Here is a 25,717-nt window from a genome sequence, read left to right as displayed (position 1 = left end):
CAACGAAAGGGATGTGAGAAACCCCATGGCCGACATACTCATCGCCGGCGGTGGCATCGGTGGCCTCGCCGCGGCGCTCGGACTGGCGAAGCGCGGACACCGGGTCACCGTGCTGGAGCGCCGGGACGTGTTCACGGAGGTCGGCGCCGGTATCCAGCTCGGCCCGAACGCCTTCCACGCCCTCGACCTGCTGGGCGTGGGCCAGGACGTCCGCGACCGCGCCGTCTTCATCGACGAGCTGCGCTTCATGGACGGCACGACCGGCGAGAAGGTCACCGCCATGCCGGTCAAGGAGAAGTACCGGGCCCGGTTCGGCAACCCGTACGCCGTCGTGCACCGCGTCGACCTGTACCTGCCGCTGCTCGAGGCCGCCCGCCGGCATCCCGGCGTCGAACTGCTGGGCCGCCACCACGTGGTCGCGTACGAGCAGAAGGCGGGCACGGTCTCCGCCGTCCTCGCGGACGGCCGGCGCATCACCGGCGACGCCCTGATCGGCGCGGACGGGCTGCACTCCGCCATCCGGCAGCAGATGGTCGCCGACGGCTCCCCGCGGGTGTCCGGGCACACCATCTACCGGTCGGTGATCCCGATGTCGGAGGTTCCCGAGGAGCTGCGGTGGAACACCGTCACCCTGTGGGCCGGCCCGAAGTGGCACTTCGTCCACTACCCGATCGCCGGCGGCGAGCACTTCAACCTCGCCGCGACCCGCGACGACGGCGCCACCGAGGCCGTCGCGGGCGTGCCGGCCGAGCACGACCACGTCCTGAACTCCTTCCCCGAACTGTCCGGCGCGGCCCGGCGGCTGCTGGAGCTGGGCCGGGACTGGAAGGCCTGGGTCCTGTGCGACCGCGACCCGGTCGACCGCTGGACCGAGGGCCGGGTGGCGCTGCTGGGCGACGCAGCGCACCCGATGCTCCAGTACGCCGCCCAGGGCGCCTGCCAGGCCATCGAGGACGCGGTGCTGCTGAGCGGGCTGCTGGACGGCTGCCCGGCCGACTACGAGCAGCGGCTGGAGAAGTACAACGCGGCGCGGCGCGAGCGGACCGGGCGGGTGCAGCTGGTGGCGCGGGAGATGGGGCGACAGCTCTACCACGCGGCGGGCGACGCGCGCGTCGAGCGCAACGCGATGCTGGCGTCGCTGTCGGACGACGACATGTACGACAAGGTGGCGTGGCTGCACGACGCGTACGACTTCGGGACCGGGTCGGCCCGTTGAGCAGGTTGCGTTGGCTGACCGCGGGAGAGTCGCACGGACCGGCACTGGTCGCGACGCTGGAGGGTCTTCCCGCCGGCGTTCCGGTCACCACCGAGCTGGTGGCGGATCATCTGGCCCGGCGCCGGCTCGGCTATGGCCGCGGTGCCCGGATGAAGTTCGAGCAGGACGAGGTCACGTTCCTGGGCGGTGTGCGGCACGGCCTGTCGCAGGGTTCTCCGGTGGCGGTCATGATCGGGAACACCGAGTGGCCGAAGTGGGAGACGGTGATGTCGGCGGACCCGGTCGATCCGTCGCTGCTCAAGGACACCGGCCGCAATGCGCCGCTGACGCGTCCGCGGCCGGGCCACGCCGATCTGGCGGGTATGCAGAAGTACGGTTTCGAGGAGGCACGGCCGGTCCTGGAGCGGGCGAGCGCCCGTGAGACGGCCGCCCGTGTGGCGCTGGGTGCGGTCGCGCGTTCCTTCATCAAGGAGGTCGCGGGGATCGAGATCGTCTCGCACGTGGTGGAGCTGGCCTCGGCCAGGGCCCCGTACGGGGTGTACCCGACGCCGGGGGATGTGGAGCGGCTGGACGCGGATCCGGTGCGCTGCCTGGATGCGGACGCGTCGAAGGCGATGGTCGCGGAGATCGACCAGGCCCACAAGGACGGCGACACCCTTGGTGGTGTGGTCGAGGTCCTGGCGTATGGGGTGCCGGTCGGCCTTGGTTCCCACGTCCACTGGGACCGCCGCCTCGACGCGCGTCTCGCGGCCGCGTTGATGGGCATTCAGGCGATCAAGGGTGTGGAGGTGGGTGACGGTTTCGACCTGGCGCGGGTGCCGGGTTCGCAGGCGCACGACGAGATCGTCGCCACTCCTGAGGGCATCAGGCGGACCTCGGGCCGCTCCGGCGGTACGGAGGGCGGTCTGAGCACGGGTGAGCTGCTGCGGGTGCGGGCCGCGATGAAGCCGATCGCGACCGTCCCGAAGGCCCTCGCGACGGTGGACGTGGCCACGGGTGAGGCGGCCGCGGCGCACCACCAGCGTTCCGACGTCTGCGCGGTTCCGGCGGCGGGGATCGTCGCCGAGGCGATGGTGGCCCTGGTCCTCGCGGACGCGGTCGTGGAGAAGTTCGGCGGCGACTCCGTGGCCGAAACCCGCCGCAACGTCCGCTCGTACCTCGCCGGACTGCGCATCGCCTGATCACGGGAGGGGAGTGCTGAGGGCGGCGACCACGCGGTCGCGGTCGGCGTCGGAGAGGTTCGTCCCGGCCGACTGCTGGAGGAAGAAGTAGACGAGCGAGGCCGTGCAGATGTCCGCCTGCTCCTTGGGGAGCAGGCAGGCCAAGGTGCTCTGCACGGGCTTCTCGCGGTCGAACCGCAGGACCGTGAGCGTGGCCTTGACGTCGATGCCCGACGGGTCGTCAATGGGGCCGACGTAGCGTTCCGTTCCGATGTAGAGCCCCGGGACACCGCTCGGAACGTTCGTCAGCTCTCCTCGGTCCGCCTCCTTGCAGGCGCTCTCCGTGACGTCCGGCGCGAGATGCTGCAGCAGTTCGGGCGCGGTCCGGCCGAACGAGAGGCAGTCGCGGAGCTCGCCGGTCACTTCTTCGACCGTCAGGCCCTGCCCGTGCCCCTCCATGACGACGGGGTCCGCACCCTGGCCCATCTGCCAGGTGGATCCGGATGCGAAGTAGGTGAACGCGCATCTGCCGCCCGCGGGCCCGATCAGGTAGTTGTCCGGACGCCCGCCGTAGACCGCGGCCCCGGCCGGCAGCCGGACCTGGCGCGGCAGGTGCACCGAGCGCGGGACGGGCGGCTGCGCCTGCGGCGGCACGCTCGGCAGGCTCTGCCCGGACGCGCCGTCCTGCGTGCACGCGGTGACGGCGGCCTCCTGGAGCGGCAGTTCGATCGGCTTCGCCTCGGGCTGGGCGGGGACCACGAGCTTCTCCAGCACCGCGTTCAGCTCGGCGACGTCCTGCGCGAACTGCGGCGCGGCGCTCCGGGTCGCCGTGGCCAGCCGCGTGAGGACCTCCTGCTCCGCGACGGGCACGCGGTAGCCGACGAAGCGGAACTCCAGGTGCAGGCCCAGCCGGTCCATGCGGTCGCGGACGTGTGCGTTCATCGCGGCCGGGTCGCCGCCGCAGCCGTCGGTGCCGCGGGTGGTGACCACGACGATGCGGTTGCGCTTGCTGCCGCGGAACGGGTAGCGCCCGGAGAAGTCGTCGATCGCGGCCAGGAGCCCGCTGTTTAGGGTCGCCTTCCCGCCGGGTTCCAGCGCGTGGGCCGCCTCGCTGATCCGCTTCCCGTTGCCGGTGCCGCTGCCGACGAGTTCCGCGGTGTTGTCCGCGTCGCCGCAGCCGCCGCCGAAGCGGCGCAGCGAGAGCGCGTCGCCGTCCCCGGCGTTGCGGACCGCCGCGCCCACCGAGTCGGCGAGGGCGCCGAAGTCCCGCCGCGCGTCCAAGGGTGCGGTATCGGAGGGCCCGGCGTCGGAGGTGTCGACGAGGAACGCGGTGCGGTACTGCGGGGTCGACCGGACGACGTACACGACGGTCGCCCCGATGCCCATCGCGGCCACCGCGAGCACGGCCAGGGTGATGCGCAACCAGCGCCTGCGCGGCCGGGCCGCAGGGGTGGTCATCGGGCGGCCGGGGCCTGGGCGCGCAGGGTGGCGAGTGCCTTGTTCATCGCGTCCACCTGGGTGTTGTAGTCGGTGGCGGCCTTCTCGAAGGCCGCGTGCCGGGGGCCCAGCGGCGTCTTGGAGCGGGCCGCCGCCAGCAGCCGGTCGGCCGCGTCGAGCACGGTCTTCTGCTGCTCCCGCAGTTTCGACGCCCGGTCGTTGATGTCGCGGCCCTCGGGTGTCCCGGCGCGCCCGCCGAGGTCTTCGAACTCGGTGCCGATGTGGGGTTCCCGGGCCCGGTCGAGGTTCTGTCCGGCCTCGTCGAGCCGGCCTTCGACGATCTCCTGTGCGGCGGTGTTGATGCGGGTCACGGCCGGGTTGAGGACGTCCACGATCCGCGTGGCGTTGCGCAGGACCGGTTCGGTGTTGGTCGACCATGCGAGGGCTGCGTCCAGGTCCGCCTGAGTGTGCGCGAACACCGGCTCGGCCGGGTTCGAGCCGGCGGCGGCGATCGACTTCAGGCTGTCGTTCTGGTTCTCGGGCACCTGGTAGCCGATCAGCCGGAATTCGATGTCCAGGCCGGCGGCGCGGATCCGCTCGCCGATCTCGCGCCGGACGAAGTCGGTGTCGTCGTCGCAGGCGTCCCGGCCGTGCCGGGTGATGACGACGATGCGGTTCACCTGCTTGGCGCGCTGGCCGGCGCCGAGCGCGAAGGTGGAGGAGAAGGTGGTGGAGAAGTCGTCCACGGCCTGGACGATGCCCCGCAGCAGGGTGGCCCTGCCGCCCGCGGGGGCCTGCCGCGCGGCGCGGACGATGTCCTGCCGGTTGTCGGTGCCGAAGTCCACCAGCCGGGCGGTGTTGCCGTCCGCGCCGCATTCGCCGCCGAAACGGCGCAGGGCCAGGGCGTCGGAGTCGCCGGCGTTGCCCACCACGGTCCCCAGGGAGGCGGCGACGGCGTCCGCGTCCCCGGAGTCCGCGACGGCGGTGGCGTCCATCAGGAACTGGGTCTTGTAGGTGGGCGCGTAGGACGGCAGCACCCAGCGCACCACCGCCCAGGCCCCGCCGCCGAGCAGCGCCAGGACCACGAGGGCGACGAGCGCGTTGCGGATGCCGCGCGGAACGCGGAGGTCGAGGATGCGCAGGTCGCGGCCGGCCTGGTAGACGCGGGCCGCGTCCGACGCGGTGGCCTCCTGCCGTACCCCTGCCCGCTGCGCCTTGGCGTCGTCGGCGTCGTCGGCGCCGTCCGACCCGGATGAGGGAGATCCCGTCATACCGACATCGTCGGTGACAACACATGATCACTTTAAGTGGTCGTCGCATCTGTTTTTGTCACCGCCGTGCCGCAGTGCGCCCGATGCGCGGGCCCGACGCGTGCGCCCGACGTGTGTCACCGCGCGTCCGCCGTACCGCCCCGGGGCCGAGGGCGGTACGGCGGCCCCGGCTCAGACCGTCAGAACGATCTTGCCCGTGGTGTGCTGCGACTCACCGAGCTCGTGGGCCTTGCGCACCTCCTGGAGCGGGAAGGTCTCCGCGATCAGCGGGCGGAGCCGGCCCGCGTCGGCGAGTGCAGCCAGTTCCGCCAGCACGACGTGGTCCGGGGCCACGTTGACCGTGATCGCGCGGACGCCCGCCGCGGTCGCCTTCGCCGTGATCTCCTCGATGGCGAGCGGGTTCGTCACACCGATGTAGAGCCCGCCGGGGCGCAGGGTGCGCAGCGAGCGGTCCTCGTAGTCGCCGCCGATCAGGTCGAGCACGACGTCGACGTCCTGCACGGCGTCGGCGAAGTCCTGCGCCGTGTAGTCGATCAGCTCGTCGGCGCCGAGCTCGCGCAGCAGCTCGTGCTTGGCCGCGCTGGCCGTGCCGATGACGTACGCGCCGCGGGACTTGGCGATCTGGACGGCCAGGTGACCGACGCCGCCGGCCGCCGCGTGGATCAGCACCCGCTGGCCCGCCCGGAGGTCCGCACCGTCGATCAGTGCCTGCCAGGCGGTGGACCCGGCGAGCGGCAGGGCGGCCGAGGAGACGTGGTCGAGGCTGCCCGGCTTGCGCGCGAAGTGCCGGGCGGGCGCCGCGACGTACTCCGAGTACCCGGCCGCCTCGTGGGGGAAGGACGGCAGGCCGAAGACCTCGTCGCCGACCTTGAAGCGGTTCTCGCCCGCCGCGACCGCCACGACGGTGCCGGAGACGTCCCAGCCGACGCCGAACGGCGGGGTCAGCCACAGTCCGTACGCGCGGATCTTCCAGTCGATGGGATTGACGCCGGCGGCGTGGGTCTTTACCAGAATTTCGGTGGAGCCGGGAATCGGGAGCGGGGAATCCGTCAAGTTCAGTACGTCAATTCCGCCGAGGGATTCCTGGCGGACGGTGCGCATGGTTTCTGTCATGCATTCGATGATCTCAACCGGCGCAGCGGAATCCCCATCGATATCCGGCCATTCACGACCTGACAGACCGGCAGGGAATGGTTTTTGCGCCACAGCGGCCTGCTCAATGCTGGGGTATATGACTCAGCTGCGATCACTTGGTTCGGCCGGCCCCGAGGTATCCGCTCTCGGCCTCGGCCTGATGTCCATGTCCGACTTCTACGGGCCCGCCGACCGGGCCGAGGGAGTCGCCACCGCGCACGCCGCCATCGACGCCGGGATCACCCTCCTCGACACCGGCGACTTCTACGGCAGCGGCCACAACGAGCTCCTCCTGCGCGAGGTGCTGCAGAGCCACGACCGCGAGCAGCTCACCCTCAGCGTCAAGTTCGGCGTCCTGCGCGACCCGTCGGGCGGCATCCTCGGCGTCGACTGCCGCCCCGAGGCCGTGAAGAACTCCCTCGCCCAGACCCTCCAGCGGCTCGGCACCGACTACGTGGACGTGTACCGCCCGGCGCGCCTCGACCCGGCGGTGCCGATCGAGGAGACCATCGGCGCCATCAAGGAGATGGTCGACGCCGGTCACGTGCGGCACATCGGCCTGTCGGAGATCGGCGCGCAGACCCTGCGCCGCGCTTCCGCCGTGCACCCCATCGCCGACCTGCAGATCGAGTACTCGCTGCTCTCCCGCGCCATCGAGGACGAGATCCTGCCGACCGCGCGCGAGCTCGGCACCGCCATCACCGCGTACGGGGTGCTCGCCCGCGGCCTGCTGTCCGGCCGCTGGAACCACCAGCGGGCCGCCGCCTCCGACGACGGCCGCAGCAACTTCCCGCGCTTCAGCGGCGAGAACCTCGACCGCAACCTCCAGCTGGTCGAGGCCCTCGGCAAGGTGGCCGAGGCCAAGGGCGTCACCACCTCGCAGCTGGCGATCGGCTGGGCCATGGCCCAGGGCGTCGACATCGTCCCCGTCGTCGGCTCCCGCCGCCGCGACCAGCTGACCGAGGCGCTCGGCGCGCTGTCCCTGGAGCTCACCGCCGAGGACGTCGCCGAGATCGAGCGGGCCGTCCCCGCCGACGAGGTCGCCGGCACGCGCTTCGACGCCGAGGGCATGGCCATGCTCGACAGCGAGAAGAAGGGCTGAGCATGCGGCCCATCGGCAGCGCCGCCCAGTGGCAGGCCGACCGCCTCGACGTCCAGGCGTACCTCGACCGCCTGGGCGTCACCGGGCCCCTGGAGCCGGACGCGCAGACCCTGCGCCGGCTGCACCGCGCGCACGCCCTGACCATCCCGTTCGAGAACCTCGACATCCTGCTGGGGCGGGGCATCGGCCTCGACGTCGACGTCATGCAGTCCAAGCTCCTGCGCAGCAGGCGCGGCGGGTACTGCTACGAGCACAACATGCTCTTCGCCGTCCTGCTGGAGCGCCTCGGGTACGAGGTCACCCGGCTGTACGCGCGGCCCATCCTGGACGCGCCCAAGCCGCTGCCCCGTACGCACCTGATCCTGAGCGTGGCCGTGGGCGACGAGACGTACCTCGCCGACGTCGGCTTCGGCGACGAGGGCCCGCTGGAGCCGATCCCGGTCCGCGACGGCATCGTCTCGGAGCAGAACGGCTGGGTGTACCGGCTGGCCCGGGTGAAGGGCACCGACAAGGAGTGGGTGCTCTCGCTCCGGCGGGGCGAGGACTGGTTCCCCCTGTACTGGTACGCCACGGAGGGCCACCACCACATCGACTGCGTGGTGGCGAACTACTTCATCTCCACGCACTCCAGCTCGCCGTTCACCGGCCGGGTCTTCCTGGAGCGCATCGCGGAGGACTGGCGGCTCAACCTCAACCACCGCAAGCTCACCCTGACCCGGTCCGACGGCAGCGTCGAGGTCCGGTACGTGGTGGACGCGGAGGTGCGCGAGCTGCTGGCCAAGCAGTTCGAGATCGAGCTGACCGAGGAGGAGGCCGCGGTGGTCGTCGCCGCACTGCCGGCCCCCGAACCCTCCTGAGCCCTCGTACGGACCCTGAGGGGCCCGTGGCGCGCACCCGGCCGGTGCGCACCACGGGCCCCGTTCCGTTGGCCGTGCCCGCGTGCCCGCGTGCCTGGACGCCCGCGTGCCGGTGCGTGGGCGCGGGCACGCGGGCACGCGGGCCGGCCGCACGACAAAGCCGTACGGGCCCGGCCGGGGGGAGCCGGGCCCGTACGGCGGGCGCCTGAGGGGTGCAGCGGGGGTGCGGCGGGGATGGTGCGGGGGCGCTGCGGGGGTCAGCGGGGCTGGACGGCGATGCGGGTGGCCTTGCCGGTGGAGGCGCCGCTGGTGACGAAGGAGCCGTCGAGGTTGTTGATGGTGAAGGCGAAGTCGAAGTTGGCGGTGTTCTTGCCCGTCACCGTGATGTTGGCCTTGAACGTGATCGTGGAGGCGGCCTTGCCGTCCGTGCCGATCAGGAAGGCGGTGTCGGTGTCGGAGTAGGTGCCGCAGCCGGTCAGGCGCCACTCGCCGTGCGAGGCGGTCGTGGTGTTGTTCGGCGAGGTGAAGTTGACGACGCCGGCGGTGGCGCTCGTGGCGCCGTAGTAGCTGCCGAGGAAGGTCTCGTGGCTGTTGTCGTCGACGACCTTCCAGCTGCCGGGCAGGGTGTAGCAGCCGCTGCCGCCCTCGACCGCGGCGTTCGCAGAACCCGTGACGGCCGTCGCGGTGGCGAGCGCGGCGACGCCCGCGAAAACGGCGACCTTGATGCGGGTGCTCTTACGCATGTGAATCTCTCCCAAGGAATCGGTGTGTATTCCGGCAATTCCTATGATGGCGCAGTGAATTCACGGGAGGTATAGACCGGGTATCGATCCGTCAGGTCCATGAAAAACCCCTGTGCCGCACGCGTGAATGCGTGCGGCACAGGGGATCGTCGACAAGGAGAAGAGAAATCAGTCGATCTGCATGATGATACGGACCGCCGGGTCGACGTCCGGCTGCTTCGGCATCGCCGCCGGGTCGATGACGATGCCGAAGTGCTCCTCGTACGCGGCGCGCAGGGCGGCGTCGTCCGCGAGCAGGGTCGTCACGGTGCCGTTCTCGTCCGTACGCGTCAGCTCACGTCCGTTGACGGTGACCCGGCCGGCGTCGCTCTGCATCGAGGCGATGAGGTTGTGCAGGAACACGGAATCCGGCGCGGTGCGGTACCACCACAGGGTCGGGTGGAAGTCGTCGATGCGCACCGGCCGCTCGTCGAGGCGGTACTGGATGTTCCCGTTCAAGTGGACCTGGAGGAAGCCCTTCTCGGGCCGCGTCACCCGGTAATCGCCGTGCGGGTCCTTCTGGACCTCCTCCGACCAGGTCTGCAGCGGGAACCGGCTGTTCTTGCCGAAGCCCGCGTCGACCAGCCAGTCCTGGCCGTCCACGCGCACGCGCAGCGCCAGGTGGCACAGCGGGGCGCCGAACGCGCCGCCGAGGAAGACCTGGCCGGCGAGGATCTCCACGGAGAAGCCGAGCGCCTCCAGGAGGTGCCCGAAGGAGGGATTGAGCTCGTAGCAGCCGCCGCCGCGCCGCCGGGTGACGATCTTCTCGTAGAGGAACTCGCGGTCGAGGCCCAGCTCGGCGCCTTCGACGTGGTAGTCGATGTTCTCGAAGGGCACCGACAGCACATGGCGTTCCTGGAGGTGCCGCAGGGCGTGGATATCGGCCCTCTCGGGCCGGCGCGCACCGATGCGCTCCAGGTACGCGTCCACCATCGCATCGCTGAGCATGGTCTTCGTCCTCTCCTCCGTCATCGGGACCACCCCGTCGGCGGGATGTTGTGGTTCACGCGGAACACGTTCTGCGGGTCGTAGGCGTCCTTGACCTCGACGAGCCGGGCGTACGTCGCCCCGTCGTACGCCGAGCGCATGTGCTCGGGGGTGCTCTCCAGGGCGCTGATGAAGCTGAGGAACGGGCCGCCGATGCGCCAGGGCTCCATCGTCTCGATCAGCCGTTCCTGGAACTCACGCACGTCCTGGATGTGTTCGGGCCACACCGGGGCCCCCGCGAACAGCGTGTACGCGGTCTCGCGGTGCGGCAGGGCGTTGGGGTGCTCGGGCCGGCGGCCCAGGGCGCCGCCCAGGTGGCGCAGTTCGATGCCGGGGCGGACCGCGTCCACCCCCTCCTTGATCAGCGGGAGCAGGGTGTCGACGGCGGCGTCGTCGAGCTCGCGGATCCGGGTGGAGCGCTCGTAGTAGACGAACGGCATCGTCGGGTCCATGTTGATCTCGGCGACCCGGGTGTACGGCATGTCCGCGACGGTGTCGAGGACGGCCGGGGCGATCGCCCGCAGCGGGCGCAGCAGTTCCTCGCCCTCCTCGTTCGAACCGTTGAAGGCGATCCGGATGTGCGCGAGGAAACGGCCGCGGACCGGCTCGGGCAGGACGTCGATGTCGGGGAAGCGCATCACGGCGATGGAGGACTGCATCGCGTCGGGGACGGTCCGCGTCCAGTCGCGCCAGGTGCGCAGGATCTCGTCGATGTGCTCGCCGGGCAGGAACAGGCCACCGCCGTAGAGCCGGGCGACGGGGAAGAGGCCGATCTCGATGGAGGTGACCACGCCGAAGTTCCCCTTGCCGCCGCGCAGCGCCCAGAACAGCTCCGGGTGCTCCTCGGGGGAGACCAGGCGCAGTTCGCCGTCCGCGGTGACGAGGTCGATGTTCTTCACGTGGTCGGCGGAGTAGCCGTACGAGCGGCCGAGCGGGCCGAGGCCGCCGCCGAGGGTGTACGAGACGACGCCGACACCGGGGGAGGCGCCGTTGAGCGGGGCCAGGCCGAAGGCCGCGGCCTCCTCGATGACCCGGCTCCACTGGACGCCGGGCTCGACGCGGGCGGTGCGGGTGCGCGGGTCGATCCGGACGCCGCGCAGGTTGCGGGTGTTGATCAGCAGGGCGCCGTCGGCGGGCCGTGCGACGCCGTGCCCGGTGGCCTGGACGGCGACGGCGATGCCGCGGCGGGCCGCGAAGCGCACCGAGGCGATGATGTCGGCGGTGCCGTCGGCGAGGACCACGGCGGCGGGCCGGCTGTCCGCCAGGATCCGGTTGAAGCCGACCTCGGTCTCGTCCTGGTAGGCGTCGGTGCCGGGCAGGAGCAGCGGCCCGCGCAGCTCGGCGGCGAGCGCGGCGAAGTCGTCGTCGGTCACGGCGGTGGTGGTCACGGAGGAGGTTCCCTTCTCGTCTGACGGGGTGCTCACCGGGCGTCCTTGCCGGCGGTGCGCAGGCTCGGGAGCGTGAGCGCGGTGAGCAGCACCACGACGCCGCCCAGCCAGGCCACGGTGATCAGCTCTACCTGGTCGACGATCAGACCGCCGACGAGCGCGCCGAGCGCGATGGCCAGGTTGAAGACGGACACCCACAGGGCGGAGGCGGCCTCCATCGCGTCGGGCGCGGACTTGAGCATCCAGGTCTGGAGGCTGACGGAGACGCCGCCGAAGGCCAGGCCCCACAGGACGAGCAGGGCGATGCCGCCGGCCTGGGTCTTGCCGAGGAGCGGGAAGAGCAGCATCGCGGCGGCGAGCGCGACGATGATGGCGGCCATGGTGCGGCCCAGGTTCTTCGCGACGGCCGCGCCGGCGACGAAGTTGCCGATGATGCCGGCGACGCCGAAGCCCAGCAGCAGGACGCTGATCAGGTCCTCGTCGATGCCGGAGACCTGCTGGAGCATCGGGCTGACGTACGTGTACGCGGCGAGGTGCCCGGTGACGATGAGGGCGGTCGCGATGATGCCGGAGCGGACGCCGCGGTTGGCGAACTGGCCGATCAGCTCGCGCACGCTGACGGGCCGGGTGGCGGGCAGCGACGGCAGCAGGGCGAGCAGGGCGACGAGGACGACGAAGGCCAGGACGCCGAGCGTGGCGAACGCGGTGCGCCAGCCGGCGAGTCCGCCGATCAGCGTGCCGGTCGGTACGCCGAGGACGTTGGCGGCGGCGACGCCGCCGAAGATCAGCGCGGTCGCCCGGGGGATCGCCGCCGGCTGCACGAGCCGGAACGCGAGACCGCCCGCGATGGCCCAGAAGCCGCCGATGGTGATGCCGACCAGGACGCGGGAGGCGAGCAGGATGCCGAAGTTGGGCGCGAGGACGGTGACCAGGTTGGCGACGGCCATCACGGTCATCAGGCCGACGAGCAGGAAGCGGCGGTCCATGCGGCCGACGACCACGGGGATCAGCGGTGCGGACAGCGCGGCGACGAGGCCGGGCACGGTCACCATGAGCCCGGCGGTGCCCTCGGAGACGTGCAGGGCGCCGCCGACCGAGGTGAGCAGCCCGATGGGCAGCTGCTCCGCGGTGACGAGGGTGAAGATGCCGACGGCGACGGAGATGACGGCGAACCAGCTCTTCAGGGAGGTGGGGCTCTCCGGCACCTGCGCCGGTGCGGCGGTCTCGGCGGGTGTTTCCAGTGTTGCCATGACAGGAACCTCATTCGTGTCTGGGGGCGGGAGCCGGCCTGCTGGGAGGCGGCAGGGCGGCCGCGGGGCAGGTCAGGTGCGCGGGACCCAGCCGGACTCGTCCCAGAACCGCAGCTGGCGCGCCTTCGACGTGGTGGCGATCTCGGCGATCGGCTCACCGCCGAGGACCAGCGTGCTGGGGCGCTCGGGGTCGAAGACGGGCCAGGCGGGAGCACCGGGGCCGGTGGGCACGCCGTCGCGGGCGAAGGCGGCCACCAGGTCCATGAAGGTCTCGGAGACGGCGCGCTCGTGCGGTCCGTCGTGGAACAGCGGAGTGGTCCCGGGTACCGGGTAGGTGGCGGAGATCGCCGCGGGGTCGGCGTACGTGCCGAACAGGAACGGCGAGGTCGCCTCGTGCGGGGTGCCGTGGTGGGGGGCTCGGACGGGCTGCGCGAACTCCATGACGTACTGCGGCGAGCGGCCGTGGCGGGCGTGCCGCTCGGACAGCCGCACGATCTGGTAGCGGAACAGTGCGTCGCCCCAGATCTCCGTCCACAGCGACAGCGGGTCCTGCGGCAGCCCGTCGGCCTCCGCGGCCTCGCGGTAGGCGGCTATGCAGGCGTCGGCCAGTTCGTACGGAACCTTCTCCATCCCCTTCTCCAGGACACCGCGGACGGCTTCGCGGAGCTCCGCCGCGTCGGTGGGCGGCGGGGTCGGGGTGGGCTGCGGCGGGCAGGGGCCGGTGTAGAACGAGCCCTCGGTACGGGTGTGGACGGCCAGGACCGGCACCTCGGGGGTGGGCAGCTCGTAGTCGAAGGCGCTCATCCAGCGGCCGTCGACGACCGGGCCGCGGAACTCGCGGCCGCTGCCGACCTCGCGCTCGCCGGGCAGCCCGCCGAACACCTCCTCCCAGGCGTCCATCAGGGCGGCCGCGGGGACCTCCCGCAGGCCGGGCACGGTGGTGCCGAGCCGGCGCGCGACGGCCTCGTAGGCCTGCCGGGAGTCGGCGGGGGACAGCGAGGTGGCGGGCTCCCAGACGTGGCAGGCGCTGATCGGGACGATGCGGCGGATGATCCCGCGCAGTTCGGGCAGCAGCGCGAACTGCCAGGTGCTCGCGCCGCCGGCGGAGGTGCCGGCGACCGTGATGTTGTCCGGGTCGCCGCCGAAGGCCGCGGCGTTGCGGTGGACCCAGCGCAGCAGCGCCGCCTGGTCCTGGAGGCCCCAGTTGGCGAAGTCGCCGGTGTCGGGATCGGTGAAGTCCTCGTGCAGCCCGAAACCGAGGGCCCCGAGGCGGTAGTTGAAGGTGACGACGACGAGGTCGCCGCGGTCGGCGAGGCGGGCGCCGTCGTAGACGGGCAGGCTGCCGCCGCCGACCATCCAGCCGCCGCCGTGGATGTAGACCAGCACCGGCTTGGCGGCTTCGGCGTCGGTGTCCGGGCCGGCGTCGGCGGAGCCGGTCGGGGCGGGTGTCCAGACGTTCGCGTACAGGGAGTCCTCGCCGCTGCCGGGGATGATCGGCTGGAGGGACTCGGGGGCGAACGCCGTGGCGTCGCGCACCCCGCTCCACGGAACGGGCGGCCGGGGCGAGGCGAAGCGCAGGGGGCCGACCGGCGGCGCGGCGTACGGGACGCCGCGGAAGACGGACAGCCGGCCGGAGCGCTCCCCGGCGATCACACCGGCACTGGTGTGCGCGAGCACGGTGCCGGCTCCGGCGCGGGATCCGGTTTCAGGCGAGGGGCTGGGGGCGGCAGAGGTGGCCATTGCCGTGGGTTCTCCATCGTCTTCGGCGGGTGGTCAGTCACGCCGACTCCACGGTGCCCATTCGAACCGAATGCGCCGCGTCGGATGACTCCGGACCATCCGATGCTGGTAACCGCGCGAGAACGCGGCAACAAGTGGAAGGGCACTTTGTCAGGTGCCGGATTGTCCGTCAGCTCGATTCGGGGACCACCGGTGGCCGTGTATTTTCATTCGGCGTACGCTGCCGGGTTCGAATCGTCAAGGAGAATGCGATGCTGGACGACGCAGGAGTGGCCGAATACCTCGACCGAATTGGCGCGAAGAGGCCGGAGCGGCCCGATCTCGCGGGTCTGCGCCACCTTCAGGAGCGGCATGTCCTCTCGGTGCCCTTCGAAAACATCGACTACCACCTCGACCGGGAGATCCACCTCGGCGAGCGGGCCGTCGACAAGATCGTGCGCCGGCGCCGAGGCGGCGGCTGCTACGAGGTGAACTCGGCCCTCGCGGTCCTGCTGGAGGCCCTCGGCCACCAGGTCGAGATCCTGCCCGGCCGGGTCTACCGGCCCGACGGGCTGGGGCCGGCGATGTGCCACCTCGCCCTGCGGGTGACCCTGGAGGGGCAGCCCTGGCTGGTCGACGCCGGATTCGGCCGCAACAGCCGCCATCCGCTCCGCTTCACCACCGCTGACGTGCAGCGGGACCCGCACGGCGAGTACCGGGTCGAGGCGGCCGCGGAGGGCGGGTTCGACGTGTCCCTGAACGGGGTCCCGCTCTACCGGATCGACGACCGGGCCTGCCGCCTCGAGGACTTCGGGCCCACCCTGTGGTGGTGGCGCAGCAGCCCCGACTCGCCGTTCCTCCAGGAGCTGTTCTGCTCGCTGGCGCTCGCGGACGGCCGGGTCACCCTGAAGGGCGGGCGCCTGGTCAGGATCGAGGGGGGCGAGCGCACGATCGAGAAGCCTTCGAGCGACCAGGACCTCCTGGACGCCTACCGCACCCACTTCGGAATGGAGCTCGACGAACTCCCGGACAGCGGTGGCGCAAACCGGACCGTCGGGATCCAGCTGACCTGACACAGACAGTTGACGTACTCACCCGAATAACGTGGACCGGCTCCCGCGGCCCGGCGCACGATGCCCGGAGTACGGCGTTACTCCGTATCCGGAAGGAGCATTGTGTCCATCGTTGATCCCTTGCTGGAATTTCCACTCGACACCCAGCCGGACCCCGACGAATTCCTGCGCGCCGCCCTGCGGTGGCATTTCTCCCCGGAAACGGGTTCGCCGTTCTGGCTGGAACGCGCAGGAACTCTCGGGTTCGACCCGCTGACCGACATCAGCGGCTTCGCCGACCTGAACAGGTTCCCCAACCTCGCCAACGAACTGCGCGACGTACGGGCCGAGGACCTCATACCCCGCGGCTACGGGGACAAGCCCGAGGTCGTCGGCGTCTACGAGAGCGGAGGCACCACCGGCGCCCCCAAGCGGATCGTCCTGCTCCAGGAGTGGCTGGACCGGCTGCTCGCCTGGAGCAGCGCCCAGTTGGACCGGCACGGCGTCCCGCAGAACGTGAACTGGCTGGTCGTCGCCCCGACCGGACCCCACATGGTCGGTGACGTGATCAAGCGGCAGACCGCCTTCCGCGGCGGCCTCGCCTTCACCGTCGACCTCGACCCGCGCTGGGTCAAGAAGCTGATCTCCGACGGCAAGGGCGCCGAGGCCGGCGCGTACGCCGAGCACATCGTCGACCAGGTCGCCTTCCTGCTCCAGACCCAGGACATCGGCGTCCTGATGTGCACGCCGCCGGTCCTGGAGCGCCTGGCCCGCCGTGACGACCTCGCCAAGCTCATCGACGAGAAGGTCAAGGCGATCAACTGGGTCGGCACCCAGATGGACGCCGACACCCGCTACCTGTACCGCACCGAGGTCTTCCCCAAGGCGCACCTCTACAGCGGCTACGGCTCGACGATGATCCTCGGCAACGCCAGCGAGCGTCCGGGCCTGTCCGACGACGACCCGTGCATCTACGACCCGTTCTCCCCCCACATGATCTTCGACGTGGTCGACCCCGCGACGCGCGAGACCGTCCCGTACGGCGAGCGCGGCCAGGTCGTCATGCACCACATCAGCAAGAGCCTGTTCATGCCGAACAACCTGGAGCGCGACTACGCGACCCGGGTGCCCGGCCCCGAGGGCGTCTGGCAGCTCGGCGACTCCGTGGCGGACATCGCGCCGGTCCAGGAGTTCGACAACGAGACCGTCATCGAAGGGGTCTATTAATGAATGCCGGCCTGATCACGCTGGACGCGCTCGGGCCCGCCGGACCGTTCCGGGCGCGCAAGCGCACGACCGTCACCGATGTGACGGGCGCGCCGGTCGCCGAACTCAGCCTGGTCCCGAAGCTGTTCGTGACCCGCGCGATGGACGCCCTGCGCAAGGCCGAGTCGCTGCCGGCCGACGAGCGGACGGCGGCGCTGGCCCGCGCCGGGAAGATCTTCGCCGAGGAGACCATCGACGGGCTGTCGTTCGCCGCGTACGAGCACACGGTCGCCCGGGTCTCCGGCGTGCCCATCGGTGTCGTGCAGGCCGCGACCGCCGCCATCATCGAGGCGACCGAGCAGTCGCGGTTCGCCGCTTACCAGGCGCGGCCGGCGGGCGCGGTGGACGACTGGCGCGCCGAGGACACCCGCAGCGGCAGCGCCGTGTGGACCCGGCGCGGTGACGTGTTCGCCGTGCACGCCGCGGGCAACCACCCCGGGCCGCACTCGCTGTGGGTCGAGGCCCTCGCGCTCGGCTACCGCGTCGCGGTGCGGCCCTCGCGCCGCGAGCCGTTCACCCCGCACCGGCTGATCTCGGCGCTGCGGGCCGCGGGCTTCGGCCCCGACCAGGTCGTGCTGCTGCCGACGGACTACGAGGCGGCGGACGAGATCCTGCGCAGCGCCGACTACGGCCTCGTGTACGGCGGCGACGACGTGGTGCGCAAGTACGCGGGCACCAACGTGCTGCCGCAGGGCCCGGGCCGTTCCAAGATGCTGGTCCCGGCCGGTGTCGACTGGCGCGACCACCTCGACACCATCGTGGACTCCATCAGCCACCAGGGCGGTGTGGCCTGCATCAACGCCACCACCGTGCTGATCGACGGGGATCCGGAGCCGCTCGCGCAGGCCATCGCCGAGCGCCTGGCCACGATCCCCAGCCTGCCGCCGGAGGACGAGAAGGCCGTCCTCGCGGTGCAGCCCGTGGAGGGGGCCCGCGCGATCGAGAGGTTCCTGCTCGCCAAGGCGGCCGGGACCACGGCGCACCTCGGCGGTGACGGCGTCGTGGAGGAGCTCGGCGACGGCAGCGCCGTACTGCGCCCGGCCGTGCACCGGCTGGAGCGGCCGGACGCCGAGCAGGCCGGCATCGAACTGCCCTTCCCCTGCGTGTGGGTGGCGCCGTGGTCGCCCGCCGACGGGATCGGGCCGCTGCGCAACTCGCTGGTGCTGACCGCGTTCACCGAGGACGAGGCGCTGATCGACGCGCTGCTCCAGGAGCCCACCATCAGCAACGTCTACCTGGGTGACCACCCGACGTACTGGATCCGGCCGGGCGTTCCGCACGACGGCTACCTCGGCGAGTTCCTGATGCGGACGAAGACCGTCATCCGCGACTGACGCACCACGCCTGACGGGTCCGGGCCGCGGCCGCCGCCCTGCCGGCCGCCGCGGTCCGGACCCGCCTTTCCGTACGGCCATCCCCCCACGCCCCGCCCACCCTCCCGACACCGCACAAGGAGCGTCTTTGTCATGTCCATGAATGGAACGGTCGGTTCCAGACCCGCGAGACCGCCCCGGCTCCCGTCGCTGACCGGCCTGCGCTTCCCCGCCGCCCTCCTGGTCTTCTTCTTCCACGCCTCCCTCGGCGTCCCGTGGATCCGCCTCTTCGCCGACGACTCGGCCAACGACGCGTTCGCCAAGTGGGCCTCGCAGGCCGGCGCCCTCGGCGTCACCTTCTTCTTCGTCCTCAGCGGCTTCGTGCTCACCTGGTCGGCCCGCGACCAGGACACGATGCGCGCCTTCTGGCGCCGCCGCTTCGTCAAGATCTACCCGAACTACGTGATCACCTGGGCGCTGGCGCTGGTCACCTTCGCGGCCGTCATGACCAAGCCCTGGCAGGCCGTGGTCAACCTGCTGATGGTGCAGGTGTGGGTGCCCGACTTCGCCACCAACTTCAGCGTGGACCCGCCGAGCTGGTCCCTGGGCGCCGAGGCGATCTTCTACCTCGCCTTCCCGGCCCTGTTCCTGTTCATCAAGAGGATCGACCCGGCGCGGCTCAAGTACTGGATCGCCGGCGTCGTCGCCGCGATCTTCCTCACCCCGACGCTGACCTACGCGGTCATCCCGGGCGGCGGCATGCAGATGCCCGGCGCCGACGGCACCTCGACCGTGCAGTACTGGTTCGCGTACGTCCTGCCGCCCGTCCGGCTGCTCGACTTCGCCCTCGGCATCCTCGTCGCCCGCGCCGTGATGGCGGGCCGCTGGCGCAACATCGGCACGACCTGGTCCGCGCTGCTGCTGGCCGTCACGTACGGCATCGCGATGAACGTGGAGCACCTGTACGCGCAGCGCTCGGTCACCCTCGTCCCGATCGTGCTGCTGATCGCGGCCGTCGCCCTGCGCGACGCCGAGAACAAGCCGACGCCGTTCAACAACCGGTTCATGATCTGGCTCGGCGAGATCTCCTTCGCCTTCTACCTGCTCCACTACATCGTCCTGGCCTACTCCCGCGAACTGCTCGGGGACCAGCTCTACTCGACCCCGGCCGGCATCGCCCTGATCGCCGCCCAGATCGTCGTCGCGGTGCTGCTCTCCTGGGCCCTGTACGCCTGGGTGGAGGCGCCGATCACGCGCCGCTTCTCCAGCTCGCGCAAGGCCAGGGCCGCGAAGGCCGCGGCCGCCGAGGCCGCCGTCCGGGACGACCGCACGCTCGAAACCGTCTGACCCGGCCCTCCCCGCACCGCCCTTCGGGTTCCGGAACCCGAAGGGCGGTGTCGTGCGTCCGGCGCCGCACGCCGTACGGGGCTCAGGCCGCGGGGGCCAGCAGCCGGTGCCCCGCCGCCGGCAGGCCCAGGCCGACGTAGGGCCGCAGCTCGCCGTACGCGCGCGCGTCCCCAACGAGGATGCCGCCGAGCAGGGTGGCGCAGTCCGCGTCCAGCACGAGCTTCGCGTACGTGCCCGCAGCCTCGTCCAGCCGGCTCAGCTCCACCGCGCCCGCCGTCGCCGCGTGCGCGTCGCCGAAGCTCGCCACCTCCACGCCCAGCAGCTTGAGCTTCGTGGACAGGTCCGCCTCCCCGAACGGGTCCCCGGCCCCGCCCAGCAGCTGCCGCGCCACCGAGGCCGCCATCCGGTAGCCCGGCGCGGCCAGCCCGTGGCAGCGCCCCGACACGGCAGCGCACTCGCCGATCGCCCAGATCCGCTCGTCCCGCGTCCGGCACAGCTCGTCGACGAGGAACCCGCCGCGCTCGCCCGTGGCCAGGCCCGCCGGGCCCGCGAGCTCGTCCCGCGGCCGCACCCCCGCCGAGAACACCACCAGGGAGGCGTCCAGGGTGCTGCCGTCGGCCAGGGCGACCGAGGCCACCGCGCCGTCCGGGCCCGCCCGGAGCGCGGCCGTCGCCACCCCGCAGTGGACCTGCAGCCCGCGCTCCGCGACGCGCCGCCCGAGGACAGCGCCGCCGGCCGCGTCCACCTGCAACGGCATCAGCCGAGGGGCGAGTTCCACCACGTGCGGCTCCATGCCGAGCAGCCGCAGCGCGTTCGCGGCCTCCAGGCCGAGCAGTCCGCCGCCGATCACCACGCCGGGGCGGCCCGGTACGGCGGCGGCGCGGATCGCGTCGAGGTCCGTGAGCGAGCGGTAGCCGAAGGCGCCGGGCAGATCGTGGCCCGGTACGGGCGGGACGAACGGCCGCGAGCCGGTGGCCAGGACGAGCGCGTCGTACGCGACGACGTCACCGGCGGTGGTGGTCACGGTGCGCGCCGCCCGGTCCACGGCGGCGGCGCCGGTGTTCAGCCGCAGCTCCAGCAGCGGGTCGTCGGCGAAGCCGGGCCCGGCCAGGGCGAGGTCCGCGGCGCTGCGGCCGTCGAGGTACGAGGACAGCGCGACCCGGTCGTACGCGGGGTGCGGCTCCTCCCCGAGGACCACGATCCGCCAGAGCCCGGCGGTGTCCAGGGACCGCAGGTCGGCCACGAGCCGGTGTCCGGCCATGCCGTGTCCGGCGACGACGAGGGTCCTGGTCATCGTTCCCCACTCCTTCGGGGCGCACGCCCCGGCTCGTCGGTCGCGCCGGCCGGATCGCCGGGCCCGTGGTCCTGGTCCGCGGCCGGTCCGGCCGGCGTCGGCGGCGCGTCGCGCCGGTCCCGCGGCGTCACGTCCGGCCCGGCGTCACGACCCGCCGGGAGGGCCCGGCAGAGGGCGCGGACGGCGTCCGTGCAGCCCCCGCAGCCGGTGGTGGCCCGGGTCGCCGCGGCGACCTGCGCCACGTCGGCGGCCCCGGACCGGCAGGCCTCGGTGATGGTGTGCCTGGTGACGTTGTTGCAGCGGCAGACCACCGCTTCGTCGGGGAGCGCGTCGGCCCCCGGCGCGGCCGGTGCGATGCCGAGCAGGAACTCCAGCCGCCCGGCCGGCACCGGCAGGTCGAGCTCGTGGAGCCGGCTCACGGCGGCGATGGCCCTCGGCAGCCCCAGCAGCACCGCCCCGGTGATCCGCCCGCCGTGCAGGGTGAGGCGGGCGTGGCGGCGGCGCGCCGGGTCGGAGAACGCGACCACCTCCGCGCGCTCGGGGGCCGGCCCGCCGCGTCCCAGCACGACGAGGTCGACGCCGGGCACCCGCAGCCGGGTGATCCGCCGGGTGCCGAGGTGGCGCACCGGGGTTCCGGTGAGGGTCCGGGCCAGGGACTCGGCCTGTGCCCAGGCGGGTTCGAGGTGTCCGGCCGTGTCCCCGGGGTGTTCGGCGCAGTCGCCGATGGCGTGGATGTGCGGGTCGTCCGTGCGCAGCAGCCCGTCGACGACGACGCCCGTGCGGACGGTGAGTCCGGCCCGGCGGGCGAGCCCGGTCTCGGGGACGACGCCGGTGCACAGCAGCAGCGTGTCGGCGGCGAGGACCCGGCCGTCGTCGAGGGTGAGCTTGCCGGCGCAGTACCCGACGGCCGTGCGGCCGGTGTGGACCTCGATCCCGAGGTCCTCCAGGCCCCGCGTGAGCAGCACGCCCCCGGCGGCGTCCAGGTGCCGGTCCAGGAGGTGCGGGCCGCGGTGGACGAGCACCGTCTCGTGTCCGGCGCGACGCAGTGCGGCGGCCGACTCGACCGCGAGGGGCCCGCCGCCGACGACGACGGCGGCCCCGCGCGGCCCGCCGGCGCACCGCCGGGCATCGGCGAGGGTCCGCAGCGCCGCCGCAGCCCCGGCCGGCAGCCCCGGGATGCGGGGGACGACCGCGCGGGACCCGGTGGCCAGGACCAGCGTGTCGTAGGGGTGTACGGAGCCGTCGTCCCCGTACGCGAGCCGCCGGGCGCGGTCGATCCGGGTCACCGTGACCCCGGTGTGCAGGCGGGTGCCCGCGGGCAGCGCGGGAAGGGCGAGGGCGGGGGCCGGCAGCGTCCCGTCCAGGACGCAGGACAGCAGCGCCCGCTGGTAGGGGGCCTGCGGCTCCGCGCCGAGCAGGGTCACGCCGCCGCGGTGTCCATGGTGGCGCAGCCGCTCCGCGAACCGCTGCGCGGCGGGTCCCGCGCCGACCACCAGCACCTCGCCCGCGCTCACGGCCGGACCGCTTCCGCGGTCCCGGGCGCCGCAAGGGGCGCCGCAAGGGGCGCCGCAAGGGGCGCGGGCCCGATCCGCACCGCGCACACCTTGAACTCCGGCATCCGGCTGCGCGGGTCGAGCGCCGGGCTGGTGATCAGGTTGGCGCGGCCGGCCCCGGCGAAGTGGAACGGCAGGAACACCGTGTCGGTCCGCAGCGAGGGGACCAGCCGGACCCGGGCCAGCGTGCTGCCGCGGGCCGAGCTGACCTCGGCCGCGTCGCCGTCGGCCAGGCCGTACCGGGCGGCGGTGTCGGGGTGCACCTCCACGAAGGCCTCCGGCGCGGCCGCGGCCAGCTCCGGGATCCGGCGGGTCTGCGCGCCCGACTGGTACTGGGCGAGCACCCGCCCGGTCGTCGCGTACAGCGGGAACGCCGCGTCGGGCGTCTCGGCGCCGTCGCGGTGCTCGACCTCGGCGAACCGGGCCAGCCCGTCCGGGTGGGCGAAGGCGTCGAGGAACAGGCGGGGGGTGCCGGGGTGCGCCGCCTCGTCCCCGGCGGTCGCGGGGCACGGCCAGTGCAGGGCCTCGCCCGCGTCGAGCCGTTCCCAGCTGATGCCGGAGTAGTCGGCCGGGCCGCCGCGCGAGGCCCGCCGCAGCTCCTCGAAGACCTCGCGGGGCGCGGCCGGGAAGCGGTGCGCGGGCTGGCCGAGCCGGACGGCGAGGCCGTGCAGCACCTCCAGGTCGCTGCGGGCCTCGCCGGGCGGGGACAGCAGCCGGCGGCGGCGCAGCACCCGGCCTTCGAGGTTGGTCATCGTGCCCTCCTCCTCGGCCCACTGGGTCACGGGGAGGACGACGTCCGCCATCCGCGCCGTCTCGGACGGTACGAAGTCGGCGACGACCAGCAGGTCCAGGGAGTTCAGCCGGTCCGCGATCCGGGCGGCGTGCGGCGCCGAGACCACCGGGTTCGAGCCGAAGACGAGCAGGGCGCGCGGGCCGCCGCCGGTGCCGAGCGCGTCGAGGAGTTCGTACGCGCTGCGGCCGGGGCCCGGCAGCACGTCGGGGTCCACGCCCCACACCCCGGCGACGTGGGCGCGCGCGGCGGGGTCGGTCAGCATCCGGTAGCCGGGCAGCTGATCGGCCTTCTGGCCGTGCTCGCGGCCGCCCTGGCCGTTGCCCTGGCCGGTGAGGCAGCCGTAGCCGCTGCCCTCGCGGCCGGGCAGGCCGAGGCTGAGGGCCAGGTTGATGAACGCGGCGACCGTGTCGGTGCCCTTGCTGTGCTGTTCGGCTCCGCGCCCGGTCAGTACGTACGCCCGCTCCGCGCCGGCCAGCAGCCGGACCGCCTCGCGCATCTCGGCGACCGGGACCCCGGTGACCCGTTCGACCCGCTCGGGCCACCAGGCCGCGGCCCGCGCCCAGGCGGCGTCGAAGCCGGTGGTCCGCTTGTTCAGGTAGCCCCGGTCGGTGCGGCCCTCGACGACGGCGAGGTGGAACAGGCCGAGCGCCAGCGCGAGATCGGTGCCGGGCGCCGGCTGGAGGTGCAGGGCGGCGCCCTCGGCGGTGGCGGTGCGCCGCGGGTCGATGACGATGAGCTGCGCTCCGGTCAGGTGGCGCATCAGCGGCGGCATGGTCTCGGCGGGGTTGGCCCCGGCGAGCAGGATCACGTCGGCGCCGCCGAGGTCGGTGACGGGGAACGGCAGGCCCCGGTCGAGCCCGAAGGCCGCCGAACCCGCGGCCGCCGCCGAGGACATGCAGAACCGGCCGTTGTAGTCGATCTGGCTGGTGCCCAGGGCGACCCGGGCGAACTTGCCCAGCTGGTAGGCCTTTTCGTTGGTGAGCCCGCCCCCGCCGAAGACGCCCACCGCGTCGGGGCCGTGTGCGGCGCGGATCTCCTGCAGCCGGGCGGCGATCGTGTCGAGGGCGCTCTCCCAGGTGGCGGGTGCGAGCCGGCCGTCCGCGCCGCGCACCAGCGGCCGGGTGAGCCGGCCGGGGGTGTCGAGCAGGGCGGGGGCCGTCCAGCCCTTCTGGCACAGCCCGCCCCGGTTCACCGGGAACGAGGTCGGCTCGACGGCGGTGCGGCCGTCCCGGCGGGTGAGCCGGGTGCCGCACTGGAGGGCGCAGTAGGGGCAGTGGGTGGTGACGGTGCCGCTCGCCCGGGCGCCGGCGTTGCCGGTGGTCTCGGTGCCGGTGGTCGCGGTGGCTTCGGCGGCTTCGGTGGTCGGGGTGGTGCGGCGGAGGTCAGACACGGGAGACCTCCGCCCGGACCGTCGTGCCCCCCGTCGTCCCGGTGGCCGCCGCGGTGGCCACCGCGTCCTGCGGGCGCCGCCGCAGGTACACGGCCCAGGTGACCAGGACGCACACCACGTAGAAGCCGAGGAAGGCGACGAAGGCCGGTTCGCCGGACTTCTCCGTGCCGCTGTAGGCGCTGCGGAAGACCAGGTTGACGCCGACCCCGCCGAGGGCGCCGACCGCACCGGCGATCCCGATGACGGCACCGGAGAGCCGGCGGGCCCTGGCGAAGGCCGCCTGCGCGTCGTGGCCCGAGGTGACGTCGTCCTGGGCCTGCCGGGCGAAGACCGCCGGGATCATCTTGTACGTCGAGCCGTTGCCGATGCCGGTCAGCACGAACAGGGCGGTGAAGCCGACGATGAACAGCCCGTACGAGCCCTGCGCGGAGGCCAGCAGCAGGACGCCGGTGCCGGCCGCCATCGCGCAGAACGTCAGCAGGGTGATCCGGGCCCCGCCCCACCGGTCGGCCAGCAGGCCGCCGAGCGGCCGGAACAGGGAGCCCAGCAGCGGTCCGAGGAAGGTGTACGAGGCGGACTGGAGCGGGGTGGCGCCGAACTGGCTCTGCAGGACCAGCCCGAAGGCGAAGCCGTAGCCGATGAAGGAGCCGAAGGTGCCGACGTAGAGGAGGGATATGCACCAGGTGTGCGGGTTGCGGGCGGCCTCGCGCTGCGCGCCGGGGGCGCTGCGCACGGCCGCGAAGTTGTCCATCCTCAGCGCGGCGAGCAGGGAGGTGGCCGCGATCAGGGGGAGGTAGACGGCGATGACGTAGGCGGGGTGGGTGCTGCCCGCGGTGGCGATGACGAGCAGGCCGATCAGCTGGACCGCGGCGACCCCGAGGTTGCCGCCGCCCGCGTTGATGCCGAGGGCCCAGCCCTGGAGGCGCTGCGGGAAGAGGGCGGTGATGTTGGTCATCGAGGAGGCGAAGTTGCCGCCGCCGAGTCCGCAGGCGGCGCCGATCAGCAGGAAAACCCACAGCGGGGTTCCGGGGCGCTGGACGAAGTACAGGGCGGCGAGGGTGGGGACGAGCAGGACGGCCGAGGAGAAGGCGGTCCAGTTGCGGCCGCCGAAGCGGGTCACGGCGTAGCTGTAGGGGAGCCGGAGGGCGGCGCCGACCAGGGTGGGGACCACGACGAGCAGAAACTTCTGGGCGGGGGTGAACCCCAGGCCGATCGCGGGCGACATGAAGAGGACCAGGACCGACCACATGCTCCACACCGAGAAGCCGACGTGCTCGGCGAGGACGGAGAGGATCAGGTTGCGGCGGGCGGTCCGCTTGCCGGAGCGCTGCCAGAACTCCTCGTTCTCGGGGTCCCAGTCCTCGATCCAGCGTCGGGTTGCGGGCCGTGCGGGCGGCGGCGTCATG

At 72.8% G+C, this 25,717-nt stretch carries 20 protein-coding genes; 8 read left to right on the top strand and 12 right to left on the bottom strand.

The genetic code is table 11. From position 1 onward, the window contains the following. The first annotated feature begins 25 nt into the window (after window positions 1-25). Together ACIPK4_RS08160 and aroC are read left to right on the top strand one after the other, a co-directional pair. Window positions 26-1,216, top strand: coding sequence for a 3-hydroxybenzoate 6-monooxygenase (locus ACIPK4_RS08160; protein ID WP_402310127.1), 1,191 nt, complete (start codon window positions 26-28; stop codon window positions 1,214-1,216). Next, on the top strand, window positions 1,213-2,397 hold the full coding sequence (aroC, locus tag ACIPK4_RS08155) for a chorismate synthase (RefSeq protein ID WP_402310124.1): 1,185 nt from the start codon (window positions 1,213-1,215) through the stop codon (window positions 2,395-2,397). The genes ACIPK4_RS08160 and aroC overlap by 4 nt, the downstream gene beginning before the upstream one ends. Here the strand turns inward: aroC and ACIPK4_RS08150 are convergent, their stop codons facing one another. The 3 genes from ACIPK4_RS08150 to ACIPK4_RS08140 all read right to left on the bottom strand — a co-directional run bounded on the left by ACIPK4_RS08150 (window position 2,398) and on the right by ACIPK4_RS08140 (window position 6,197). After that, entirely contained in the window at window positions 2,398-3,834 is a 1,437-nt protein-coding gene (locus ACIPK4_RS08150; RefSeq protein ID WP_402310121.1) for a hypothetical protein, read from the bottom strand. Then, window positions 3,831-5,084: a hypothetical protein gene (locus tag ACIPK4_RS08145; RefSeq protein WP_402310118.1), complete on the bottom strand. Its 1,254-nt coding sequence runs from the start codon at window positions 5,082-5,084 to the stop codon at window positions 3,831-3,833. Before ACIPK4_RS08145 ends, ACIPK4_RS08150 begins: the two co-directional genes overlap by 4 nt. Window positions 5,085-5,255: 171 nt before the next feature. Next, complete coding sequence (locus ACIPK4_RS08140) at window positions 5,256-6,197, bottom strand: NADP-dependent oxidoreductase (protein ID WP_054226769.1); 942 nt, start codon at window positions 6,195-6,197, stop codon at window positions 5,256-5,258. 118 nt (window positions 6,198-6,315) lie between these two features. Between ACIPK4_RS08140 and ACIPK4_RS08135 the strand changes: the two genes are divergently transcribed. Continuing rightward, window positions 6,316-7,320 (top strand): aldo/keto reductase, encoded by a 1,005-nt coding sequence (locus ACIPK4_RS08135; protein WP_402310117.1) that lies wholly within the window; start codon window positions 6,316-6,318, stop codon window positions 7,318-7,320. A 2-nt stretch (window positions 7,321-7,322) separates the two neighbouring features. Next, window positions 7,323-8,177: an arylamine N-acetyltransferase gene (locus tag ACIPK4_RS08130; RefSeq protein WP_402310114.1), complete on the top strand. Its 855-nt coding sequence runs from the start codon at window positions 7,323-7,325 to the stop codon at window positions 8,175-8,177. Window positions 8,178-8,434: 257 nt separating this feature from the next. Here the strand turns inward: ACIPK4_RS08130 and ACIPK4_RS08125 are convergent, their stop codons facing one another. The 5 genes from ACIPK4_RS08125 to ACIPK4_RS08105 form a co-directional block, all read right to left on the bottom strand. Continuing rightward, entirely contained in the window at window positions 8,435-8,920 is a 486-nt protein-coding gene (locus ACIPK4_RS08125; protein ID WP_054226771.1) for a hypothetical protein, read from the bottom strand. Between the two features lie 168 nt (window positions 8,921-9,088). Continuing rightward, a complete protein-coding gene (locus tag ACIPK4_RS08120) occupies window positions 9,089-9,931 on the bottom strand; it encodes an arylamine N-acetyltransferase (protein ID WP_402310111.1) in 843 nt (280 codons plus the stop codon). Beyond that, entirely contained in the window at window positions 9,928-11,370 is a 1,443-nt protein-coding gene (locus ACIPK4_RS08115; RefSeq protein WP_402310109.1) for an FAD-binding oxidoreductase, read from the bottom strand. Before ACIPK4_RS08115 ends, ACIPK4_RS08120 begins: the two co-directional genes overlap by 4 nt. Continuing rightward, window positions 11,367-12,584, bottom strand: a complete 1,218-nt coding sequence (locus tag ACIPK4_RS08110) for an MFS transporter (RefSeq protein WP_402310106.1) — start codon at window positions 12,582-12,584, stop codon at window positions 11,367-11,369. The genes ACIPK4_RS08115 and ACIPK4_RS08110 overlap by 4 nt, the downstream gene beginning before the upstream one ends. A gap of 72 nt (window positions 12,585-12,656) precedes the next feature. After that, window positions 12,657-14,324, bottom strand: coding sequence for a carboxylesterase/lipase family protein (locus ACIPK4_RS08105; protein ID WP_402310103.1), 1,668 nt, complete (start codon window positions 14,322-14,324; stop codon window positions 12,657-12,659). A gap of 251 nt (window positions 14,325-14,575) precedes the next feature. Between ACIPK4_RS08105 and ACIPK4_RS08100 the strand changes: the two genes are divergently transcribed. From ACIPK4_RS08100 to ACIPK4_RS08085, 4 genes are all read left to right on the top strand, one after another. Next, on the top strand, window positions 14,576-15,376 hold the full coding sequence (locus ACIPK4_RS08100; RefSeq protein ID WP_402310101.1) for an arylamine N-acetyltransferase: 801 nt from the start codon (window positions 14,576-14,578) through the stop codon (window positions 15,374-15,376). 102 nt (window positions 15,377-15,478) lie between these two features. Continuing rightward, window positions 15,479-16,582, top strand: coding sequence for a phenazine antibiotic biosynthesis protein (locus ACIPK4_RS08095; RefSeq protein ID WP_376195190.1), 1,104 nt, complete (start codon window positions 15,479-15,481; stop codon window positions 16,580-16,582). Next, on the top strand, window positions 16,582-17,955 hold the full coding sequence (locus tag ACIPK4_RS08090) for an aldehyde dehydrogenase family protein (RefSeq protein WP_402310098.1): 1,374 nt from the start codon (window positions 16,582-16,584) through the stop codon (window positions 17,953-17,955). The genes ACIPK4_RS08095 and ACIPK4_RS08090 overlap by 1 nt, the downstream gene beginning before the upstream one ends. 132 nt (window positions 17,956-18,087) lie before the next feature. Next, entirely contained in the window at window positions 18,088-19,281 is a 1,194-nt protein-coding gene (locus ACIPK4_RS08085) for an acyltransferase family protein (protein ID WP_402310097.1), read from the top strand. An 82-nt stretch (window positions 19,282-19,363) separates the two neighbouring features. Here ACIPK4_RS08085 and ACIPK4_RS08080 read toward each other — a convergent pair whose 3' ends face one another. The 4 genes from ACIPK4_RS08080 to ACIPK4_RS08065 are packed head-to-tail and all read right to left on the bottom strand — an operon-like array spanning window position 19,364 to window position 25,716. After that, a complete protein-coding gene (locus ACIPK4_RS08080; RefSeq protein WP_402310094.1) occupies window positions 19,364-20,575 on the bottom strand; it encodes an FAD-dependent oxidoreductase in 1,212 nt (403 codons plus the stop codon). Beyond that, entirely contained in the window at window positions 20,572-22,089 is a 1,518-nt protein-coding gene (locus ACIPK4_RS08075; RefSeq protein ID WP_402310092.1) for an FAD-dependent oxidoreductase, read from the bottom strand. The genes ACIPK4_RS08080 and ACIPK4_RS08075 overlap by 4 nt, the downstream gene beginning before the upstream one ends. Further along, entirely contained in the window at window positions 22,086-24,311 is a 2,226-nt protein-coding gene (locus ACIPK4_RS08070; protein WP_402310089.1) for a molybdopterin oxidoreductase family protein, read from the bottom strand. The genes ACIPK4_RS08075 and ACIPK4_RS08070 overlap by 4 nt, the downstream gene beginning before the upstream one ends. Next, the gene (locus ACIPK4_RS08065; RefSeq protein ID WP_402310086.1) at window positions 24,304-25,716 is read right to left on the bottom strand and encodes an MFS transporter; all 1,413 of its coding nucleotides are present in this window, start codon (window positions 25,714-25,716) and stop codon (window positions 24,304-24,306) included. The genes ACIPK4_RS08070 and ACIPK4_RS08065 overlap by 8 nt, the downstream gene beginning before the upstream one ends. Window position 25,717 lies beyond the last annotated feature (1 nt).

Source organism: Streptomyces sp. NPDC086989, from assembly GCF_044745505.1.
Classification (GTDB): Bacteria; Actinomycetota; Actinomycetes; order Streptomycetales; family Streptomycetaceae; genus Streptomyces.
The sequence above is the reverse complement of the archived record's forward strand: the minus strand, read 5'-3'. Positions and strand labels throughout refer to the sequence as shown.

Coding starts and splice junctions, on each gene's coding strand:
- ACIPK4_RS08100 (WP_402310101.1), top strand. CDS start 14,576: ATGCTGGACGACGCAGGAGTGGCCGAATACCTCGACCGAATTGGCGCG.
- ACIPK4_RS08160 (WP_402310127.1), top strand. CDS start 26: ATGGCCGACATACTCATCGCCGGCGGTGGCATCGGTGGCCTCGCCGCG.
- ACIPK4_RS08120 (WP_402310111.1), bottom strand. CDS start 9,931: ATGACGGAGGAGAGGACGAAGACCATGCTCAGCGATGCGATGGTGGAC.
- ACIPK4_RS08080 (WP_402310094.1), bottom strand. CDS start 20,575: ATGACCAGGACCCTCGTCGTCGCCGGACACGGCATGGCCGGACACCGG.
- ACIPK4_RS08105 (WP_402310103.1), bottom strand. CDS start 14,324: ATGGCCACCTCTGCCGCCCCCAGCCCCTCGCCTGAAACCGGATCCCGC.
- ACIPK4_RS08125 (WP_054226771.1), bottom strand. CDS start 8,920: ATGCGTAAGAGCACCCGCATCAAGGTCGCCGTTTTCGCGGGCGTCGCC.
- ACIPK4_RS08130 (WP_402310114.1), top strand. CDS start 7,323: ATGCGGCCCATCGGCAGCGCCGCCCAGTGGCAGGCCGACCGCCTCGAC.
- ACIPK4_RS08145 (WP_402310118.1), bottom strand. CDS start 5,084: ATGACGGGATCTCCCTCATCCGGGTCGGACGGCGCCGACGACGCCGAC.
- ACIPK4_RS08135 (WP_402310117.1), top strand. CDS start 6,316: ATGACTCAGCTGCGATCACTTGGTTCGGCCGGCCCCGAGGTATCCGCT.
- ACIPK4_RS08085 (WP_402310097.1), top strand. CDS start 18,088: ATGTCCATGAATGGAACGGTCGGTTCCAGACCCGCGAGACCGCCCCGG.
- ACIPK4_RS08150 (WP_402310121.1), bottom strand. CDS start 3,834: ATGACCACCCCTGCGGCCCGGCCGCGCAGGCGCTGGTTGCGCATCACC.
- ACIPK4_RS08065 (WP_402310086.1), bottom strand. CDS start 25,716: ATGACGCCGCCGCCCGCACGGCCCGCAACCCGACGCTGGATCGAGGAC.
- ACIPK4_RS08110 (WP_402310106.1), bottom strand. CDS start 12,584: ATGGCAACACTGGAAACACCCGCCGAGACCGCCGCACCGGCGCAGGTG.
- ACIPK4_RS08090 (WP_402310098.1), top strand. CDS start 16,582: ATGAATGCCGGCCTGATCACGCTGGACGCGCTCGGGCCCGCCGGACCG.
- ACIPK4_RS08140 (WP_054226769.1), bottom strand. CDS start 6,197: ATGACAGAAACCATGCGCACCGTCCGCCAGGAATCCCTCGGCGGAATT.